The following is a 15497-nucleotide window of genomic DNA, read 5'->3' as shown; positions in this document are numbered from 1 at the left end:
CTAGAATGGGTCGAAGGTGCGCCGGGAAGTCTGGTCGGCAGTAATTTTGTCGAGCCCAAACGTTAGGACTCCTTCATGAACTCCACCCCGCCATCAACACCGCCGCCCGCCGCGCCCCGGGGCACGGTCTTTGCCCGGGGCTCCTACTCCGAGGCCCTGCGGATCGGGGAAATCCTCCGCAAGGAAACCGTCGGCGGCGCCCTGCTGGTCGCAGCGGCAATCATCGCCCTCGTCTGGGCAAACTCGCCGGCTTCCGACAGCTACTTCGCGCTCCGCGACTTCAAGATCGGCTACGAGCCCTGGCACCTGGAGCTGAGCCTCGGCGCCTGGGCTGCCGACGGACTGCTCGCCATCTTCTTCTTCCTGGTGGGCCTGGAACTCAAGCGCGAATTCGTGGCCGGCGACCTGCGCCAGATCAGCAAGTCGATCGTCCCGGTGGCTGCAGCGGCCGGCGGCGTGGTTGTCCCGGCGGTGATCTACGCCGTCGTCAACCTCACCAGCCCGGAGACCCTGCGCGGCTGGGCCATCCCCACCGCCACGGACATCGCCTTCGCCGTTGCCGTGCTGGCCATCATCGGCTCCCACCTGCCCAGCGCGCTGCGGATCTTCCTGCTGACCCTGGCCGTGGTGGATGACCTGATCGCCATCAGCATCATCGCGTTCTTCTACTCCACCGACATCCAGGTGACGCCGCTGCTGCTGGCCCTGGTGCCGCTGGCCCTCTACACCTTCCTGGCGCAGAAGTACCGGCACTTCTTCGGCCGCAAAGCGTCAGCCGCGTGGCTGATCCTGCTGCCCCTGGGCATGGTCACGTGGGCGCTCGTCCATGCCTCGGGCATCCACGCCACCGTGGCCGGTGTCCTGCTGGGCTTCGCCGTGCCGGTCATCCGCTCGCAGGCCGGCGGCGGTCCGGAGGCCGGGCCCGGGCTGGCGGAGATTTTCGAGCACCGCTTCCGGCCCATTTCCGCCGGCATTGCCGTCCCCATTTTCGCGTTCTTCTCAGCCGGCGTCGCGGTGGGCGGCTGGGACGGGCTGGTTTCTGCCCTGGCCGACCCGGTGGCGCTCGGCATCATCCTGGGCCTGGTGCTCGGCAAGCCGATCGGCATCCTGGGCACCACGTGGATCCTGACCAAAGCCACCCGGGCAACCCTGGACAGCTCCTTCAAATGGATCGACATCTTCGGCGTGGCGCTGCTGGCCGGCATCGGTTTCACGGTGTCCCTGCTGGTGGCGGAGCTCAGCTTCGGCCACGGCAGCATCCACGATGACCACGCAAAGGTGGGCATCCTCGGCGCCTCACTGCTCGCCGCCATGCTGGCCACCCTGGTGCTGCGGACCAGGAACCGGCAGTACCGGCAGGCAGAGGAACTGGAGAAAGTGGACGCGGACCAGGACGGCATCCCGGACGTCTACCAGGACCGGGCCCAGTAAACCTGCCACCCGGACGTTATGCGGGTTCCAGCTTGGCCGGCCGGGCCGGCTGCTCCACGGGCTCTTCCACGTGCCTGATCTCCAGGGCCTCGGGGTCCAGCAGCTTGCGCGTGCCGGTCCTCGCGTCCAGGATCCAGAACAGTTCCAGGGCCGGCACCACGCCGGTCACCCGGCCGCGGTGGAACAGCCTGCCCCGGTGCCAGGCCTCGATGTGGTCTCCGATGCGGAGCTGGTCCGTACGTACTCCTTGTGCCTCCATAATGGGCTGCCTCCTGCTGTTGTATCCCCGTAGGCACAGCTTGCCGTGGCGAGGTTGCCGTGGTGTTTCAGCAGGGTGTTTTTTCTGTGTCAGGTGTGATCGGAGCGCTGGATGCTCATCATGTGCATCAGCAGGGCGCGCTGCGGCTGGCCCGGATTGGCGCTGACGTACCATCGCAGCGAGCTGCGGGCATCGGCCTCGCAGGCGGCGGTTCCGCTGAGGATTTCGTCGATGATTTCCAGGACCTGCAGTTGTAGCTCCAGATGGGCGACTTCCTCGCGAATGCTGCGGGGGAGCTTCCGGTTTCCATGCATGGGTGCCGCCTTCGCGCCTTAACAGGCTCCCTCCGGAGGAGCGTCGCTGCTGGTCCCCAGCCCGCCGGATGAATAAGCTAAGTGTACTGACAGGGGCATTGCCCACCAAGCATTTTTCGCAGTGCTGTGCCCGGCTTTTTGGCCTAGTGGCCCACCGCGGGAACCACCAGGACGGGCCGCCGCTGCGAGTGCTCCAGGGCCTCCGCCACTGAGCCCTCCAGGACCCGCTCGAACCGGGACAGGATCCCCGGGCGCCGGCCTCCCACGATGAACATGGAAGCGCCAAGGCTGTCCGCTAGCCGCATCAGGGCCGGGGCAACGGCGCCGTTGAGGACCCGGAAAGACCAGCTCACGTCCTCCGCCCTGGCAAGGATTTCCTGCAGGCGCCCAAGGAGTTCCCGTGAAGGGTAGGCCGCCTCATCGTTAACGGCAGGGTCCAGCGAGGCTCCGGGAAGTTCCGGCGACCCGGCCCACTCCACCAGGTAGCTTGCCGGGTCAACGAAGGCGCAGACGAGGTGGAGGTCCATGGCGGCCGCAAATTCCGCCGCCGTCAGGACCAGGTGTTCCGGGCATTCCCAGGGCACGGCCAGGATGGCGGGCCCCGCTGACCCGCCGGACCGGTCCTGGTGGTCCATCGCGCCGGCCCGTCAGGAAGTGGTGAGGTCCTGGTGCAGCTTCTGGACGCGGGCCCGGACGTCGTCCCTGACCAGGCGCATGCGTTCCATGCCTTCAATGCCGCGTTCAGAGGGCTCGTCGGTTTCCCAGAGTTCGAAGCGGGTGCCCTCGCGCGGTTCAAGCTTTGCCTCGGTGCCCAGGACCACCACCACGTCCGCCGTCTCAAGGACCTCCTCGCTGACGGGCTTCGGGTACTCGCCCTCAACGGGGATGCCGAGCTCGGCCAGTGATTCAACAGCCAGCGGGTTGAGGTCCTTGGCCGGCTTGGTGCCGGCCGAGTAGACGTCCACGCTGCTGCCGGCGAGCTGGCGCATCAGCCCGGCCGCAAGCTGGGACTTGCCGCCGTTCTTGCTGCAGACGAACAGGACGGCGGGCTTCTTGTCCCCGGCGGTGGCGGGAGAGGCGTCAGTCATGGGTTTCCTTTGTGGTTTTCAGGTGTCAGTTGTCGGCGGAGCGGCCGTGGGCCAGGCCGGTGGGAAAGCCGACCAGGACCGGTTCCGGGGCAGCGCAGCAGCCGGACTCGCCGCCGGCCTCACCCGCGCCGGCTGCGGGCCGGGTAGCGGGAACGTCACAGCTGGTGCCGGCGTCGGTGGAGCAGACGCCGGTTTCCGGAAGTTCAAGCTGGACGGTGTCGGCGGCCTCGCGGTCCCCGGCCAGGGCGGCGGCAACGGAGCGGACCTGCTCGTACCCGGTGGCCAGCAGGAAGGTGGGAGCCCTTCCGTAGGACTTCATGCCCACAATGTAGAAGTCCTTGTCCGGGTGGGCCAGCAGCCTGGCACCGTGCGGCGGCACCGTGCCGCAGGAGTGGAATTCGGGATCGATCAGCGGGCCAAGTTCCATGGGCGCCTCGACGGCGGGGTCCAGGTTGAGGCGGAGCTCGCGCAGCATGTCCAGGTCCGGCCGGAAGCCGGTGCAGGGCACCACGACGTCGGCCTCCAGGGTGCGGCCGTCCACGGCGCCGACGGTGACCCCGGAGTCCAGGGATTTGAAGGAGCTGATGCCGAAACCGGTGTGCAGTTCGATCTTTCCCGCCTCCACCAGGCGGCGGAGCCGGGCGCCGAGCTGGCCGCGGGCGGGCAGCCCGTCAGCGTCCCCGCCGCCGTAGGTCTTGGACGGTGAGGCGCCCCGGATGGCCCACAGGATCCGGGTTTCGGGTGCCTCCTTGGCCAGTGCGGCAAGGTTGAGCAGGGTGTTGGCGGCGGAGTGTCCGGCGCCGACCACCAGGACGCGTTTGCCCGCGAAGGCTTCGCGGTCCCGGCCCGCGACGTCGGGCAGCGGGGAGGAGATGCGGGCCGCGGCCGCCTCCTCGCCGATCGCCGGCAGCCCGGACGTGCCCAGCGGGTTGCGGGTGGACCAGGTGCCGGAGGCGTCGATCACCGCAGCCACGGTGTGGTCGCGGGTTTCGCCGTCGGAGTGCAGGACCCGGACAATGAAGGGGGTGGTGTCCCGGTTGCGGACGTGGGTCTTGTCCATGCCCTGCCGGGTCACGGCCAGTACCCGGGCGCCGGTCTCCAGCCGGGAGGCCAGGGCCGGCAGCGCCGCCAGGGGAGCGAGGTAGTTGTCGATGAGCTCGCCGCCGTACGGCAGGGCGGTGGGCCGGGGTGCTTCCCAGCCGGATGCCTCCAGCAGCCGGACGGCGGCGGCGTCGATGTTGAACCGCCAGGGCGAGAACAGGCGGATGTGGCGCCATTCCTCAATGGCCGCGCCCGCCGTCGGACCCGCCTCGAAAACCAGCGGCTCCAGGCCGCGCTCCAGCAGGTGCGCTGCGGCGGCGAGTCCCACCGGCCCGGCGCCGATCACGGCTACCGGAAGGCTGGTCTTTTCCATGGCATGTCCTCTCATCGATGTGTTGGTTGTGCGGAAGGGCTAGCAGCAGTCCTGATCCTCGTCGTCGCAGCAACCGTTGTCGCCGCAGCAATCCGTGTTCATCCAGCCCACCCCCTTCCTGCCCGGGTTGTCAGCTGTGGGTAGGTTCTTCGACCAGCGCCGTGGCGATGCTGTCCGCGTCGTCCAGGGCTGCCAGGTAGCGTTCGGCGTCCAGGGCGGCGGCGCAGCCGGTCCCGGCGGCGGTGATGGCCTGGCGGTAGCGGTGGTCCACGGCGTCGCCGCAGGCGAACACGCCGGACAGGTTGGTGACCGTGGTGGGGGAGTCCACCTTGATGTAGCCGTCCGCGTCCAGGTCCACCTGGCCGGCCACGAGCTCCGTCCGCGGCACGTGGCCGATGGCCACGAAGATGCCGGTGGCCGCCTGGTGCCGGGTTTCGCCGGAGCGGGTGTCCGTGAGCGTCACGCCGGTGACCTTGCCGTTGCCGTGGATGGCGGTGACGGCGGAGTTCCAGGCGAAGCTGATCTTGGGGTTGTCCTTGGCCCGCTGCGCCATGATGCGGGAGGCCCGCAGTTCCTCACGGCGTACGACGACGGTCACGGACTTTCCGAACCGGGTCAGGAACGTGGCTTCCTCCATGGCGGAGTCACCGCCGCCCACCACGATGATGTCCTGGTCACGGAAGAAGAACCCGTCGCAGGTGGCGCACCAGGAGACCCCGTGGCCGCTGAACTTCTTCTCCTCCGGCAGGCCGAGTTCCTTGTACGCCGAGCCGGTGGCCAGGATGACGGCCGGGGCCTGGTGGGTCTCGCCGCCGCCGGTGACCACGGTCTTCAGGTGGCCTTTGAGATCAACCGAGGTGGCGTCGTCGAACACCACTTTGGCGCCGAATTTCTCGGCCTGTTCCTGCAGGCCGTCCATCAGTTCCGGGCCCTGGATGCCGGCGGGGAAGCCCGGGAAGTTCTCCACCTCGGTGGTGTTCATCAGGGCACCGCCCGCGGTGACCGAGCCGGCCAGCACCAGCGGTGCCAGGCCTGCGCGTGCGGCGTAGATGGCTGCGGTGTACCCCGCGGGGCCGGAACCGATGATGATCAGCTGTTCGTTCGTCATGGAGGTCTCCTGGAGTTACTGGGCGTCCGGGTGCTGCGCGGGCACCAGTTCGGTGATCAGGGCTTCGATGCGGGTCCTGATTTCGTCCCGGATGGGGCGGACGGATTCTACGCCCTTGCCGGCCGGATCCTCCAGCACCCAGTCCTCGTAGCGCTTGCCGGGGAAGTACGGGCACTCGTCGCCGCAGCCCATGGTGATCACCACGTCCGAGTCCTTGACAGCTTCGGTGGTGAGGACTTTGGGAACCTCCGCGGACATGTCGATGCCCACCTCGGCCATGGCCTCGACGGCGGCGGGGTTGATCTTCTCCGCGGGCTGGGACCCTGCGGAGCGGACCTCCACGGCACCCTTGGACAGGGACGTCAGGAAGGCTGCGGCCATCTGGGAACGGCCTGCGTTGTGGACGCAGACGAAAAGGACGGAGGGCTTCTTGGCTGTCTCGGTGGTCACGCTGTTCTCCTAATGATGACGTACGGCGGGAGGTGCCGCGGTGGGTGGTGGTGCTCCCGCCCGACCTCTCAGTCCCGAAAGATTGATGATGATCGATATGGGGAGTATGGCGCTAAATATTGATGGTTGTCAATGTATTGGTGTCAGGCGGCGGTGAGGCGGGGTGCGAGGTCGCTGACGCGGTGTGAGATCTGCCCGTAGGCTTCCTCGAAGGCCGCGGCGGTGCCCTGCCTGACGGGGTCGGGGATGGACCAGTGCACCCCCTGCAGGCCCGGAACCTCTTCGTGGGCGTTGTCGCAGACGGTCACCACGAAATCCCCTTCTCCCATGACCTGGTCCAGTTGCTGCGGTACGGCGTCGGCCAGGTCCAGGCCGTGGCGGGCGGCGACTTCCAGGGCGCCGCGGGAAATCCGGTCTGCGGGATGCGTCCCCGCCGATGTCGCGGGAATACCGCTGGCCTGGCGCCAGAGGGCCGCCGCGAGCTGGGAGCGTGCGCTGTTGCGGGTGCACACGAAAAGGACGCGCCGCGCCTGGTGCCCGCTGCCGGGAACCAGGTCCTCAAGCGACCCGGCCACCAGGCGGATGTAGCTCCGCCGCCGGTCCGCCTCCGAGCGGTGCCGCGCCGCCAGTCCGGCGTCCTCAAGGATGCGGAGGTGGTGGGCCAGCAGGTTGGACGGCATTCCCAGCTCCGCCTGCAATTCCGACGGCGAGCGGTCGCCCAGCGTCAGCAGGTCCACGATGCGCAGCCGGCCGGCGTCGGCCAGGGCTGCATGCCTGGCCAGCCGCTGGCGGAACGCGGCGCTTAGTTCAGTTTCCATTGACTCAAGTTTGACTGAGGTATTCCGGGTGGGTCAAGCTGGTTGCATGCATATTTCCCAGCCTCCCCTCTGGCGCCGCGCCCTAGCCGAGCTGCTTGGCACCGGCCTGCTGGTGGCCGTCGTTGTCGGCTCCGGGATCGCCGCCCAGCAGCTTTCCCCCAACGACGTCGGCCTGCAGCTGCTCCAGAACAGCACCGCCACGGTTCTGGGCCTGACGGTGCTCATCCTGGTGCTGGGGCCGGTCAGCGGCGCGCACTTCAACCCTGTGGTGTCCCTGGCCGACTGGGCGCTCGGCCGGCGCAGCGGCACCGGCCTGACGCTGCCGGAAGTCGGCGCATACGTGGCCGCCCAAGTGGTCGGGGCAATCGGGGGAAGCGTCCTGGCCAACGCAATGTTCGACGTCGGGACCTCCATCTCCGGCAAGGACCGCCTCACCGGCGGCCACGTCCTGGGCGAGGTGGTGGCCACCGCCGGGCTCATCCTGCTGATCTTCGCCCTGGCCCGGACCTCGCGGGGAGTGCTGGCCGCTCCGGCCGTGGGCGCGTACATCGGCGCCGCCTACTGGTTCACCTCCTCCACTTCCTTCGCCAACCCGGCCGTAACCGTGGGCCGGATCTTCAGCGACACCTTCGCGGGCATCGCGCCTGGCTCGGTGCCTGGGTTCGTGCTGGCGCAACTGGCGGGCGCCGCCGTCGGACTCGGACTCCTCCTGGCCCTTTTTCCCGCCGCCGGCCAGGCGGCAGACAACGTGGTGATCCCCCACCGCGAGGAACCGGCAGATACGTAACCCCCCGTATCCGGTTCCAGCCCCAAAACCGTTATGCCGCCATATTGATGAATGTCGATATGGCGGCATAATGGTGTCCATGACCGCTGTGCTGCCATTGACCTCGTCCGTCACTGAGACGGATCCTTCCTGCTGCCCGCCGCCCGCGGGTGCAGCCCTCGGAGCGGAGGAGGCCAAGCAGGCCGCGCTGGTTTTCAAAGCGCTTGCGGACCCCAACCGCGTGCGGCTGCTCTCGCTGGTCAAGGCCGGCGAGGCGGGGGAGCGCTGCGTCTGCGACCTGACCGAACCGCTCAGCCTGGGCCAGCCGACTGTCTCGCACCATTTGAAGATCCTGGTGGACGCCGGACTGCTGCACCGCGAAAAGCGCGGCACCTGGGCATACTACTCGGTGGTTCCGGGCGCGCTGGAGCGGGTTGCCGGGCTCGTGGCAGACCTGTGACGGAAACGGTTACCGCACGCGGCTCGGTGGGGGAGGTTTTCCGGGTCTTCCTGAAGCTGGGTTTTACGTCCTTTGGCGGGCCCATCGCGCACCTGGGTTACTTCCGGGACGAGCTGGTGGAACGCCGCCGGTGGGTGGATGACAAGGAATACGCCGATCTTGTGGCCCTCTGCCAGTTCCTCCCCGGCCCCGCGTCCAGCCAGGTGGGATTTGGCCTGGGACTGCACCGGGCCGGGCCGCTCGGCGCCCTCGCCGCGTTCCTTGCTTTCACGCTGCCGTCGGCCGCGCTGCTGGTGGCGTTCGCCGCCGGGGCCTCCCTCTTCCAGGGGGTGCTCGGTTCGGGAATTCTTGACGGGCTGAAAATCGTGGCTGTGGCCATCGTGGCGCAGGCTGTTTGGGGGATGGCGAAGGCCCTGACGCCGGACCGGGAGCGGGCGTCGATTGCGGTGGTGGCTGCCTTGGCCGTGATCCTGCTGGCGGGTCCGCTGGGGCAGGTGCTGGCGATCGGCGTCGGTGCGCTGGCGGGCCTGTTCTTCTGCCGGGCCGGCTCCGGCGTCGTGACGGGTGCCATGCGCTTCCCGGTCAGCAGGGCGGCCGGCGCCGTGTGCCTGGTTCTGTTCCTGGTGCTGCTGGCCGGGCTGCCGCTGCTGTCCCTGGCCACCGGATCGGCCGGCCTGGCCCTCTTTGACGCGTTTTACCGTGCCGGTGCGCTGGTGTTCGGCGGCGGGCACGTGGTCCTGCCCCTGCTCCAGGCCGGCGTGGTCACCCCCGGCTGGGTCACTCCGGAGCAGTTCCTGGCAGGTTACGGCGCGGCGCAGGCCGTGCCGGGTCCGCTGTTCACGTTCGCTGCCTACCTGGGGACCCGGTCCAGTGCAGGACCAGGCGGCGTGGCCGGTGCCGCCGTCGCGCTGGCCGGGATCTTCCTGCCGGGCTTCCTCCTCCTTGTCGGCGTGCTTCCCTTCTGGGACAGGTTCCGGACCCGGCCGCAAGCGCAGGCGCTGATGCGCGGCGCGAACGCTGCAGTGGTGGGGATCCTGGCCGCAGCCCTCTACAACCCTGTGTTCACCACGGCCATCACCGGTTCCGGCCCGTTCTGCCTGGCGTTGGTCTGCTTCGTCCTGCTCATCGCATGGAAGGCCCCGCCCTGGGTGGTGGTGCTCGTGGGCGCCGCCGGGGGAGTGCTGCTGGCTCTCTCCCCCTCCTGATGACGCGCAGATCCGCCCGCGACCCGCGCATGACCTGACGCGCCTGATATTTGGGCAGCGCCAGGGAGCCTGCGCAGCGCCACGGAATTTCGGTAGCGCCAGCGGTTCAGCGCGTACGACGGCGGCAAGGCAGCGCGTGCCCGGTGCGGCGGTGAGGTGCCGGGCCGGGACATAACGGAGCACCCGGGGGCGTTGCCGTCCCGGGTGCTCCGGATCCTTCAGGTGTGCGGGCTATGCGTGCGAGTACGTCAGGCAGTCGGCGTTGTCACGGCCCGGGCCCACGTGCACCTCAGGCGCCTTGCACATCAGGTGGTCGTTGTGGACGCATTCGCTGCGCTGGCAGGCTCCGACATCGGCCAGGACCTTGGGCAGGCCGCCGTGCATTCCGGTTTCAATGAACGTGGCGCAGTGTGCATGGTTTTCGGCGCCGCCCACGGTGATGGCGGCCGCGTTGCAGTTGGTGTGGTCGTTAAAGGAACAGTTCGTTACGCTGCAGTCCGCGACGTGCGTTGTCATGGAAAGTCCTCCCTGGCCGGCCGCCCCGGATAGGCGGCCCTCGTGGGTCCACCGTAAGCCCGTCAGAACCAATCAAAAAGACCCAATAGTGTTCGCTAATTCCCCTTCCGGACGCATCCGGCCCGCGCAGGGCCTCCTGCCGCGGAAACAGGGGGCGGCTGACCCTTTCGGCAGATTGATAAGGGTGCTTATTATGTTGTTCTCTTCGGCGGCAAGCAGAGTCCGTCAGCATTTCCGTCCGCCGCCTGGGGCCGGCAGTCGGGCCGCATACGGGTAACGAGGAGATAGGGAGAAGAGCAGATGAAACGTATTCCCGAGCACAAAGTCCCCGGGCACAGCGTCCCTGAACACAAGGACCTGCAGGGCGGCGCGGAACCGGGCGGGCCGCAGGTACCCAGCCCGGAAGCTGCCACCGGAGCCCCGGCCGCACCGCAGCCCACGTCGGTGCCCGGTCCGCCGGTCAACCCGCCGTCGCAGGGGGTCCCCACCAATCCGGCCCAGCCGCGCACCTGACCTGAGGAGCCTGCATGGAGAGGCAGGACAGCCCCGCCGCCGCTGCCCCAACGGACGACGGCGGCCCGGACCTGCACGCCTATGCCCGCTCCCGCAGGGGGGACCTGAAGCGTCAGTTGGCCGAGTGGGTGCAGGTCCCGGGAATAGTGGGGGAACCCGGGCACGTGAAGGACCTGCTCCGCTCGGCCAACTGGCTGGCCGCCGCGTTCCGAAACATCGGCTTCCCTGTTGTCGAGGTGCAGCCCACGGGGGAGTCGCACGCGGTGTACGCGGAGTGGTGCGCTGCCCCCGGCGCACCCACTGTCCTGGTCTACAGCCATCACGACGTCCGCGCCGTCAAGCAGGAGAACTGGAACCAGACGGCACCGTTCCAGCCGGTGCTGCGCGAGGGCAGGCTGTACGGCCGCGGCAGCTCGGACGCCAAGGGCCAGGTCCTGGCACACCTTGAGGGGATCCGCGCCCACCTCCACCAACGCCCTCCCACTTCCGGCGGTCAGAACCCCAACGCCCGCTCACTTACGGCGGCCAAAACCGGAACGCCCTCCCACTCCACGTCCCCCCAGGCGGGCCCAACGCCCGCCGTCAACCTGAAGTTCCTCGTCGAGGGCGAGGAGGAGGCAAGCTCCCCCCACCTGGCCGCGCTCCTGGAGGAGCAGGCGGAAAGGCTCCGGGCCGACGTCGTCCTTTTCTCCGATACCCAGCTGTGGCGCGAAGACCACCCGGCCCTGTGCGTTGGCCTGCGCGGGATCCTCAAGGCGGACCTGGAGGTGTTCGGCCCGGAGCGCGACGTCCACAGCGGCGCCGTTTCCGGCAACGCCCCCAACCCGGTGTTTGAACTGAGTCGGCTCCTGGCCCGGCTGCATGGCGAGGACGGCCGGATTGCGATCCCGGGGTTCTACGACGACGTCGAGCCGCTCCCCGGGGACCTGCGGCAGGCCATCGCGGACCTTCCCTACACCGACGAGGACTGGCTCAGCCGGTCCGAAACCGGCGCCATCACCGGCGAGGAGGGATACACGGTGCTGGAGCGGCTGTGGCTGCGGCCCGCCGTCGAGGTCACGGCCCTCGTGGCCGGCGATCCCGGCGAAGTCTCCCGCGGCGCGGTGCCGGCTGTTGCCGCCGCTGACCTGACGTTCCGCACTGTCCCGGGCCAGCGGGTGGAGAAGTTGGCGGACCTGCTGCGGCAGTGGGTGGATGCCACCATTAGCGGCGCCTTCCACCACCGGCTGACGGTGGACCTGGACACGGCCCAGGAGCCGTACCGCACCCCGGACCACCCGGCCGTTTCCGCGCTGGAACGGGCCATGGCGCGGGGCTTCCGTGCCGGCGCGGTCGGCCGGATGGGCAACGCGGGCGGCGGACCGGCGGAGCTTCTGGCCCGCGTGCTCCGCGCTCCGGTGCTGTTCTTCGGCACCGGGCTTGTGGAGGACCACTGGCATGACAGCGACGAAAGCGCCAGCCTGGACGTCCTCGAGAACGGCGCCGTGACGCTGGCCTGCTTCTGGGACGAGCTTGCAAGGATGCAACGAGCAAAGGACGACGGCGATGGACACATTCCCGAGTGACGGCACCGGCGGCGCGGGTACAGGCAGCGGTGGGAACGTCAGGACCTTCGGTATCGAGGAGGAACTCCTCCTGGTGGACCCGGGCAGCGGCGACGCCGTGCCGATGGCGGGGGCGCTCCTGGACCTGTACGTGCGGCCGTTCGAGTCCAGTGCCGGCCCGGTGCTCACAGCCGAATTCCAGCAGGAGATGATCGAAGTGGTCACGCCGCCGCATTCCACCATGGCCGCGCTGGAGGCGGACATCGTGGCCGGGCGGGCCATTGCGCACCAGGCGGGGGAGGACGTGGGGGTGCGGGTAGCCGCACTCGGAACGTCCCCGCTGCCCTGCGACCCGCATCCGGTGAAGCTGCGGCGCTTCGCGGCCATGGCGGAGGAGTACGGGCTGACAGCGCGGGAACAGCTCACCTGCGGCTGCCACATCCATGTGGCAATCGAATCGCCGGAGGAGGGCGTGGCGGTCCTGGACCGGATCCGGAACTGGCTGCCGGTGCTGACCGCGCTCAGTGCCAACTCGCCGTTCTGGCACGGGGAGGACACCGGCTACGCCAGCTACCGGTCGCAGGTGTGGAACCGCTGGCCGTCCGCCGGGCCGCTGGAAATCCTGGGGACACCGGACGCCTACTACCAGCTGGTACACGACATGGTGGCCACCGGCGTCGCGATGGACGAGGGGATGGTCTACTTCGATGCCAGGCTCTCGCGGCACTACCCCACGGTGGAGGTCCGGCTCGCCGATGTCTGCCTGCGGCCGGAGAATACTGTGCTGCTCGCCGGGATCGCCCGGGGGCTGGTGGAAACGGCTGCGCGAGAGTGGCGGGACGGCGTCGAGCCCGTCCCGGTGCCGACGGCGCTGCTGCGGCTGGCGGGATGGAAGGCCAGCCGCTGGGGACTGCGCGGGGAACTCCTGGATCCGGTGACCAGCAGGCCGGGGCCCGCGCTCGCCGTCGTCAATTCCCTGCTGAACTTTATCCGCCCGGCGCTGGAGGACAGCGGGGACCTGCAGCGCGTGGAGGAGCTGACGGACAACCTGCTGCATGTGGGCACCGGCGCCATCCGGCAGCTGGAGGTCATGCACCGCACCGGCGACCTCGAGGATGTGGTGGAGGACGCCGCCAACTGCACGGTGGGCGTCGCGGCGGGCGGCGGCTAGGGAACCCTGCGGTGCATGGCTGTTCCACGGACGGCGGCCAAAGGGACGTATGGCTGGTTCCAGTGCCGGCTGTCGGTGGAGCAGGCGCGGTTGTCCCCGAGCAGCAGCACATGTCCCGGCGGGACCTGGAACGTCCCGCCCGGGCCGCCGGGGTATGCCACGTAGGGTTCGGGCACCGGGCTTCCGTTGAGGCGGATGCTGCCGGCGGGTTCGATCACCACCCGCTCCCCGGGCAGCCCCAGGACGCGCTTGACCACGGTCCGGCCCAGTTCCGGCGAGGAGACCACCACGATGTCTCCGCGGCGGATGCGGGCCGGGTTCCGGAGGCGACGGGTGAGCACGCGCTGGCCGGGGTTCAGCGCGGGTGCCATGGACACCGAGTCCACCACCGTCACGAATAGCAGCCACCGGCGGACAGCAAAACCTGCGACGACGGCGGCCGGCAGCGCCGCAGCCGCCGCGAGCAGGTCGGGGTTCATGGCCGGGGCGCCTGTCAGTGCCCGTGCCCGTCAGTGCCCGTGCCCGGAACCTCCGTGCCCGGCGTGCTCATGGTGGTGATGATGCTCCTCGGGGACGCGTCCGGGCGCGGCGCCGGACCGTGCCGCCGGCCCCGCGGTTGCCCTTGGGCGGCCCGGCACTATCAGTGTGCGCCGGAGGGCCGGGCAGGTCCATAACCGCTGCGCCTTTTTCAGGAGCCCGGAGTCCGGGCTTCTGTGCGGAGCAGTCCGCGGGGCTGGGGACCCCAGGGTGTGGATTTCGGGGAACGGGCATGGTGCCATGGGAGGGTCCGGTGCCACCACCGCGCGGCCCTGGCAGGGAGGAGCATCATGTGGATCTCCAGGAAGCAGGATCCAGCGGACGCAGGTGCGGGCGGGAAGTCCCAGAGCGCAGCCATAGCCTCCCGGCTGAACTGGCTGCGGGCCTCGGTGATGGGCGCCAATGACGGGATCGTCTCTACTGCCGGGATGGTGGTGGGGGTGGCTGGAGCCGCCGTGGATACCAGCGCCCTGGTGGCGGCGGGCGTGGCGGCAGTGATCGCCGGCGCGCTGTCCATGGGGGTGGGGGAGTACCTGTCGGTTTCCAGCCAGCGGGATTCGCAGAAGGCCGAGCTGGCGCACGAACAGCGGGAACTTGACACCGATCCCGCCTACGAGACCGCGCACCTGGCCGAGCTGTTCTCCGCCCAGGGTATCGAACCACCCCTCGCCCGCCAGGTGGCGGAGCAACTGATGGCCCAGGGTGCCCTGACGGCGCACGCCCGGTACGAACTGGGGATCGAACCCGGCCGGCTCACCAGCCCCTGGCATGCAGCATGGTCATCAACCGCTTCCTTTGTCCTCGGCGCCCTCATCCCGTTGATCACCATCCTGTCCTCTCCGCGGCCCATTGCGGTGCCGGTCACCATGGGATCCGTCGTGATTGCCCTGGCGATCAGGATCGCTCGCCGCGCGCCTGGGCCGTGCCCCGTGGAAGCGGGCTGCCCTGCGCACCGTCGCCGGCGGAGTTGCCGCGACCGCCATCACCTTTGGCATCGGTTCCCTCATCGGCCAGCAGCTCTGACCCCGGCTCGCGGAACTTGGCATCCAGCATCCCTCCGTAAGCCGGGTCTTTCTGCCCTAGATGGCGGTGCCGCCCAGGAGTTGACTGGAATTGCGGGTCCAGCGCCCGCGGGGCGGGGACAGCATCAGGCTTTCCCCCGTCCCGAACAGAAAGGAAAATCAGTGAAAAAGTGGTATCGGTGGCAGGACTACGTGGCCGTCGCCGCCGGACTCTTCACCGCCGCCGCGGTCCTGTTCACACGGCAGGAAGGCATGTCCACCACCCTGATGCTCGTGCTTGGCGCGCTCCTGGCGGTCAGCGGCATCATCAACCTGGCCATGCCCGGAACCCCGGCAATGGAGTACGTGCAGGCCGTCCTGGCCGCCGTCCTGGTCCTCTCGCCGTGGCTGGGGTCCTACACCTCCGCAACGGGGGCAGCCTGGACGTCATGGATCGCAGGGGCTGTGGCCCTGGTGGTCACTGCGGTTGCCATCCGGCCCAGCATTGAGGTCCATCACAACATGCGCATGTCGCACTAGCAGGAAGGTGATCCGCCATGACTGAAGTGCTGCGGTATGAAGTCGGGTCCGGGACCATCCTCGTCGAGGCTGACGACAACAGCTACGGCGTGGACCACCCGGCCCGCAACGAACAGGGAATCCTGGATGTGGGCCGGCGCCTGGAAGATGCGCTCGCCAGTGTCCGCCCTGCCGCCCATGCCGCGCTGGAGGCCATGGCGGAACTCACCCCTGAGCAGGTGGAGATCGAATTCGGCGTGAAACTTGCCGGGGACGCCGGGGCGATGATTGCCAAAAGCACTGCCGACGCCCACTTTGTCCTCCGCATGTGGTGGACTCCGGAGGCGGCTCCCGTGCACGGGGAAGAGACCCCCTGAGAGGAC

At 69.0% G+C, this 15497-nt stretch carries 19 protein-coding genes; 9 read left to right on the top strand and 10 right to left on the bottom strand.

What is annotated here, in order from left to right:
• The first annotated feature begins 75 nt into the window (after positions 1 to 75).
• Entirely contained in the window at positions 76 to 1431 is a 1356-nt protein-coding gene (gene nhaA / locus ACJJV6_RS03740; RefSeq protein ID WP_009356608.1) for a Na+/H+ antiporter NhaA, read from the top strand.
• A gap of 16 nt (positions 1432 to 1447) precedes the next feature.
• On the opposite strand, the gene ACJJV6_RS03735 is transcribed toward nhaA, so the two are convergent.
• From ACJJV6_RS03735 to ACJJV6_RS03700, 8 genes are all read right to left on the bottom strand, one after another.
• The gene (locus tag ACJJV6_RS03735) at positions 1448 to 1690 is read right to left on the bottom strand and encodes a hypothetical protein (protein WP_009356607.1); all 243 of its coding nucleotides are present in this window, start codon (positions 1688 to 1690) and stop codon (positions 1448 to 1450) included.
• Between the two features lie 89 nt (positions 1691 to 1779).
• A complete protein-coding gene (locus tag ACJJV6_RS03730; protein WP_009356606.1) occupies positions 1780 to 2004 on the bottom strand; it encodes a hypothetical protein in 225 nt (74 codons plus the stop codon).
• A 143-nt stretch (positions 2005 to 2147) separates the two neighbouring features.
• Positions 2148 to 2639, bottom strand: a complete 492-nt coding sequence (locus tag ACJJV6_RS03725) for a universal stress protein (RefSeq protein WP_354175889.1) — start codon at positions 2637 to 2639, stop codon at positions 2148 to 2150.
• Positions 2640 to 2651: 12 nt separating this feature from the next.
• Positions 2652 to 3092: a low molecular weight phosphatase family protein gene (locus ACJJV6_RS03720; RefSeq protein ID WP_009356604.1), complete on the bottom strand. Its 441-nt coding sequence runs from the start codon at positions 3090 to 3092 to the stop codon at positions 2652 to 2654.
• A gap of 25 nt (positions 3093 to 3117) precedes the next feature.
• Positions 3118 to 4506 (bottom strand): FAD-dependent oxidoreductase, encoded by a 1389-nt coding sequence (locus ACJJV6_RS03715; RefSeq protein WP_354175887.1) that lies wholly within the window; start codon positions 4504 to 4506, stop codon positions 3118 to 3120.
• 130 nt (positions 4507 to 4636) lie between these two features.
• Positions 4637 to 5614 carry a thioredoxin-disulfide reductase gene (trxB, locus tag ACJJV6_RS03710; protein WP_009356602.1) on the bottom strand — a complete coding sequence of 326 codons (978 nt, stop codon included), beginning with the start codon at positions 5612 to 5614 and terminating at the stop codon, positions 4637 to 4639.
• A 15-nt stretch (positions 5615 to 5629) separates the two neighbouring features.
• Positions 5630 to 6064, bottom strand: coding sequence for an arsenate reductase ArsC (locus ACJJV6_RS03705; RefSeq protein WP_009356601.1), 435 nt, complete (start codon positions 6062 to 6064; stop codon positions 5630 to 5632).
• Between the two features lie 143 nt (positions 6065 to 6207).
• Complete coding sequence (locus ACJJV6_RS03700; protein WP_009356600.1) at positions 6208 to 6882, bottom strand: ArsR family transcriptional regulator; 675 nt, start codon at positions 6880 to 6882, stop codon at positions 6208 to 6210.
• A 46-nt stretch (positions 6883 to 6928) separates the two neighbouring features.
• Here ACJJV6_RS03700 and ACJJV6_RS03695 point away from each other — a divergent pair, with 46 nt between their 5' ends.
• The 3 genes from ACJJV6_RS03695 to chrA all read left to right on the top strand — a co-directional run bounded on the left by ACJJV6_RS03695 (position 6929) and on the right by chrA (position 9313).
• Complete coding sequence (locus tag ACJJV6_RS03695) at positions 6929 to 7669, top strand: aquaporin (protein WP_407709996.1); 741 nt, start codon at positions 6929 to 6931, stop codon at positions 7667 to 7669.
• Positions 7670 to 7748: 79 nt separating this feature from the next.
• Entirely contained in the window at positions 7749 to 8108 is a 360-nt protein-coding gene (locus ACJJV6_RS03690; RefSeq protein ID WP_035751871.1) for a helix-turn-helix transcriptional regulator, read from the top strand.
• Positions 8105 to 9313 (top strand): chromate efflux transporter, encoded by a 1209-nt coding sequence (gene chrA / locus ACJJV6_RS03685; RefSeq protein WP_407709995.1) that lies wholly within the window; start codon positions 8105 to 8107, stop codon positions 9311 to 9313. The genes ACJJV6_RS03690 and chrA overlap by 4 nt, the downstream gene beginning before the upstream one ends.
• A 231-nt stretch (positions 9314 to 9544) precedes the next feature.
• On the opposite strand, the gene ACJJV6_RS03680 is transcribed toward chrA, so the two are convergent.
• The gene (locus tag ACJJV6_RS03680) at positions 9545 to 9829 is read right to left on the bottom strand and encodes a DUF1540 domain-containing protein (protein WP_009356596.1); all 285 of its coding nucleotides are present in this window, start codon (positions 9827 to 9829) and stop codon (positions 9545 to 9547) included.
• A gap of 300 nt (positions 9830 to 10129) precedes the next feature.
• On the opposite strand from ACJJV6_RS03680, the gene ACJJV6_RS03675 reads away from it, so the two are divergent.
• Genes ACJJV6_RS03675 through ACJJV6_RS03665 form a run of 3 tightly spaced genes read left to right on the top strand, consistent with a single transcriptional unit; the run spans position 10130 to position 13057 of the window.
• Positions 10130 to 10342 carry a hypothetical protein gene (locus tag ACJJV6_RS03675; RefSeq protein ID WP_009356595.1) on the top strand — a complete coding sequence of 71 codons (213 nt, stop codon included), beginning with the start codon at positions 10130 to 10132 and terminating at the stop codon, positions 10340 to 10342.
• 14 nt (positions 10343 to 10356) lie between these two features.
• A complete protein-coding gene (locus ACJJV6_RS03670; protein ID WP_407709994.1) occupies positions 10357 to 11907 on the top strand; it encodes a M20/M25/M40 family metallo-hydrolase in 1551 nt (516 codons plus the stop codon).
• Positions 11888 to 13057: a glutamate--cysteine ligase gene (locus ACJJV6_RS03665; RefSeq protein ID WP_009356594.1), complete on the top strand. Its 1170-nt coding sequence runs from the start codon at positions 11888 to 11890 to the stop codon at positions 13055 to 13057. Before ACJJV6_RS03670 ends, ACJJV6_RS03665 begins: the two co-directional genes overlap by 20 nt.
• On the opposite strand, the gene lepB is transcribed toward ACJJV6_RS03665, so the two are convergent.
• Positions 13054 to 13536, bottom strand: a complete 483-nt coding sequence (gene lepB, locus ACJJV6_RS03660; RefSeq protein WP_407709993.1) for a signal peptidase I — start codon at positions 13534 to 13536, stop codon at positions 13054 to 13056. The genes ACJJV6_RS03665 and lepB overlap by 4 nt on opposite strands.
• Before the next feature lie 348 nt (positions 13537 to 13884).
• On the opposite strand from lepB, the gene ACJJV6_RS03655 reads away from it, so the two are divergent.
• The gene (locus tag ACJJV6_RS03655; RefSeq protein ID WP_407709992.1) at positions 13885 to 15135 is read left to right on the top strand and encodes a VIT1/CCC1 transporter family protein; all 1251 of its coding nucleotides are present in this window, start codon (positions 13885 to 13887) and stop codon (positions 15133 to 15135) included.
• A 17-nt stretch (positions 15136 to 15152) separates the two neighbouring features.
• Entirely contained in the window at positions 15153 to 15491 is a 339-nt protein-coding gene (locus ACJJV6_RS03650) for a CU044_2847 family protein (RefSeq protein WP_407709991.1), read from the top strand.
• The last annotated feature ends 6 nt before the right edge of the window (positions 15492 to 15497 follow it).

Origin of the sequence: Arthrobacter nitrophenolicus (genome assembly GCF_045833485.1) — a bacterium.
Classification (GTDB): domain Bacteria; phylum Actinomycetota; class Actinomycetes; order Actinomycetales; family Micrococcaceae; genus Arthrobacter; species Arthrobacter nitrophenolicus.
The sequence above is the reverse complement of the archived record's forward strand: the minus strand, read 5'-3'. Positions and strand labels throughout refer to the sequence as shown.